The sequence below is a fragment of the Vibrio sp. HI00D65 genome (assembly GCF_001635455.1).
Taxonomy (GTDB): Bacteria; Pseudomonadota; Gammaproteobacteria; order Enterobacterales; family Vibrionaceae; genus Vibrio.
The window spans coordinates 1-2,659 of the sequence record NZ_LWEH01000386.1 but is presented as its reverse complement, the minus strand read 5'-3'; the positions used below and the strand labels follow the sequence as shown (position 1 = coordinate 2,659).

The window sequence follows — 2,659 nt, the reverse complement described above, 5'->3', positions numbered from 1 at the left end:
AGAAAAAAATGCGTACCCAGCGCATATTGAGTCTAATCGAGCAACGTATCGTCTGATTGTTGAGAACTTCTTGTCTGTTGGTCTTAACCCTTCTATTCCATCTTCACGCTGTTTTATCAACTTCCCTTATCAAAGTTTGATTCGTCGACTGCCCTTAAGTTTGCCGAAAGATAAGGTGGTGGTAGAGATTCTGGAAACCTGTAAACCGACAGATGAATTGTTGGAAGCGGTTAAAGACCTTTACCAAGCGGGCTATATGATCGCCTTAGATGATTTTACTTCGACCCCAGAATGGGAACGTTTCCTTAAATACACGCATATCGTAAAGCTCGATATCATGCAGATGGGTTTGGATGAAGCGTGTGATTTGGTTAGGGCACATCAAGGGAAGAAGTTTAGCTTTTTGGCGGAGCGTGTTGAGACCGAGCAAGAATTCCAACAAGCTAAAGAGGCTGGCTTTAAGTTTTTCCAAGGTTACTTTTTTAATAAACCGGAAATCATCAAGAGTAAGTACATTAGCCCTGAGCAAGTGATTGCCATGGAGCTGTTCCAAGAGGTGTGTAAGCCCGATGTGGACTTTCAACGGGTGGAAAGTATTGTTGCGAAAGATGTAGCGCTTTCATACAAGCTGTTGCGTTTTGTGAATACCATGTCGCCGCGCCTTGAAGTGACCATCTCTTCTTTTCGTCAGGCTTTGGTGTATCTAGGGCAAGAGAAACTGAAAATGTTTGTTTCGTTAGCCGTAGCGTCTTATGTCTCTGATAAAAAGCCGAAAGAGCTGTATGGATTGTCTCTACAGCGTGCCCAGTTTTGTCAGCGTATGTCTCGCTATCAGGCATTTGAAGGATATAGAGAGCAGGCCTTTATGATTGGCTTATTCTCCTTGTTAGATGCGCTGTTGGACTTGTCGTTAGAGAACTTAGTCGAGCAGTTGCCGCTGTGTAAAAGTATCAAGGTTGCTCTATTACGCAGGGAAGGCCCTTACGGTACCTTGCTTGCCCTTGAAGAGAGCTTTGAGCATGCGGATTGGCAGCAGATTGATGAGCACTGCGCTGATCTAGGGCTTAGCGTGGATCAGGTGAAAACTGAACTTACAGAAGCGCGTCGCTGGAGTCACACTTTGACCAACAAGCTGTAGTGTTGCTTTATTAAAATTTTATGACATTTAAAACGCACGCCTTGACGTGCATTTTTTTATAACTAAGATATATGCATATCCATATATGAGTATATATTTATGCTTCCTCACCAATTTTTTAAATTACTGTCTGACGAAACGCGAGTGCGTTGCTTAATGTTGATTGTGCGCCAAGAGTGCCTTTCAGTTGGTGAGTTGACTCAGGCATTACAAGAAAGTCAGCCAAAGGTATCACGCCACCTTGCGCAGCTGCGTTCAAACGGCATTTTGAATGACGTTCGCCAAGGGCAATGGGTGTTCTATCGCCTTGCCAATGATTTACCGGGTTGGATGCTAAAGTTAATTGATGACCTTATCGCATCTAACTGTTTGAAAACTGAATACCAACAAGACATTGAGCGCCTAGAGGCGATGACTTCACGTCCTCAATGTTGCGTTTGATCGAATATTTTTAGATTCACCACTAACTGAGAGATATTAAAATGACAGTTAAAGTAGGTATTAATGGTTTTGGCCGTATCGGCCGTCTAGCATTTCGCGCAGCTTTCGATTGGGAAGAGCTAGAGTTTGTACAGATTAACGATGTAGCTGGCGATACAGCAACGCTTGCACATCTTCTTGAGTTCGATTCAGTTCAAGGTCGCTGGAACCATGAAGTGACAACTGAAGGCGATGAGATGATCATCAATGGTCAACGCATCAAAACCACTAAAGAGTGTGACATCGACGCGATCGATTGGTCTGGTTGTGATGTTGTGATCGAAGCGACAGGTGTTCACCGTAAGACTTCTTTCCTAAACACATACCTAGAGCAAGGCGTGAAGCGCGTTGTAGTTTCTGCACCTGTTAAAGAAGAAGGCATCGCAAACATCGTGGTTGGTGTTAACGACAACATCTTCGACCCAGCAGTACACAAAATCGTAACGGCAGCGTCTTGTACCACTAACTGTATTGCACCTGTGGTTAAAGTGATCAACGAGAAGCTTGGTATCGAGAATGCGTCATTCACAACGATTCACGATCTAACCAACACGCAAACTATCTTAGACGCGCCACATAAAGACCTACGTCGTGCACGTGCATGTGGTATGAGTTTAATCCCAACTACAACGGGTTCTGCTAAGGCGATTATTGAGATCTTCCCTGAGCTAGAAAACCGCATCAACGGCCACGCGGTTCGTGTACCACTAGCGAACGCGTCTCTGACTGACATCATCTTCGAAGTGAAGCAAGACACGACGGTAGAAGAAGTGAATGCGATGCTGAAAGAAGCGTCTGAGAATGAACTGAAAGGCATTCTTGGCTTTGAAGAGCGTCCATTGGTGTCTATCGACTACAAGGGTGACCAACGTTCAACAATCGTAGATGCACTATCAACGATGTTGGTAGGTAAGCGCATGGTTAAGATCTACGCTTGGTACGATAACGAAATGGGTTACGCGACACGTACGGCAGAGTTAGTGCGTACTGTCGGCTTAGCATAAACCTGAGCACTAAGGGGACAACACTATGACACATCCA

General features: G+C 44.7%; 3 protein-coding genes. All 3 read left to right on the top strand.

Going from position 1 to position 2,659, the window contains the following annotated elements; genetic code table 11:
- Window positions 1–1,138, top strand: a 1,138-nt coding sequence (locus tag A3712_RS21445; protein WP_063524995.1) for an EAL and HDOD domain-containing protein, incomplete at its 5' end; no start/stop codon positions are given.
- A gap of 99 nt (window positions 1,139–1,237) precedes the next feature.
- On the top strand, window positions 1,238–1,579 hold the full coding sequence (locus A3712_RS21440; RefSeq protein ID WP_063524994.1) for an ArsR/SmtB family transcription factor: 342 nt from the start codon (window positions 1,238–1,240) through the stop codon (window positions 1,577–1,579).
- A gap of 41 nt (window positions 1,580–1,620) precedes the next feature.
- Window positions 1,621–2,622, top strand: coding sequence for an ArsJ-associated glyceraldehyde-3-phosphate dehydrogenase (locus A3712_RS21435; protein ID WP_063524993.1), 1,002 nt, complete (start codon window positions 1,621–1,623; stop codon window positions 2,620–2,622).
- The last annotated feature ends 37 nt before the right edge of the window (window positions 2,623–2,659 follow it).

Coding starts and splice junctions, on each gene's coding strand:
- A3712_RS21440 (WP_063524994.1), top strand. CDS start 1,238: ATGCTTCCTCACCAATTTTTTAAATTACTGTCTGACGAAACGCGAGTG.
- A3712_RS21435 (WP_063524993.1), top strand. CDS start 1,621: ATGACAGTTAAAGTAGGTATTAATGGTTTTGGCCGTATCGGCCGTCTA.